Here is a 578-nt window from a genome sequence, read left to right on the forward strand (position 1 = left end):
TTTCTCGATTCATGGACGATGTCCTTCTTCTATTCTGTTATTCGACAAAGGTTCTAAATTTCCGATCTTTTGGCACGTTAATCGACGGCGATATTTTTGCAAGACTCAAGCATGGTTAGATATCACATTGTCGAATCCAGATATTCAGAAATTCGAGAAAAATGATGCCGCGCTAGGTTCATATGGACTCGCCATCCTCGGAAAACTATATGCTGGCGACACAGACCCGAATCACTATCTTCTAAGCCCAATAAATGGCGATATACAAGGCTTGGGGGAGATTTCCTTATTTATCGGAACTCATGATCTGATGTTGGCTGATGCGCGAAAGTTTAGAGACCGAGCTAAAAAGGAAGGTATCATGATCAATTACTACGAATATTCAAAAATGAACCATGTCTTTCCCGCGCTGCCGATTCCAGAAGCCAAAAAAGCAATCCGACAAATCATTGATTTGATCTCTTGAAGTAAAAAACGGAAGTATTTCACCACATATTACTTACTCAACTTTCGCAGCTTAATTGTCCAAACAAACCCTTGATATAATTGGGCAAACTCGAAATCCAATGCTGGAGTTG

At 40.3% G+C, this 578-nt stretch carries 1 protein-coding gene; it reads left to right on the forward strand.

All coding sequences use genetic code 11. The features are described 5' to 3' along the window. A partial coding sequence (locus tag FS806_RS25315) for an alpha/beta hydrolase (protein WP_144942122.1) occupies nucleotides 1–466 on the forward strand: 466 nt, incomplete at its 5' end. Nucleotides 467–578: the final 112 nt, after the last annotated feature.

The organism is Paenibacillus sp. 32O-W, assembly GCF_007679495.1.
GTDB lineage: Bacteria > Bacillota > Bacilli > Paenibacillales > NBRC-103111 > Paenibacillus_L > Paenibacillus_L residui.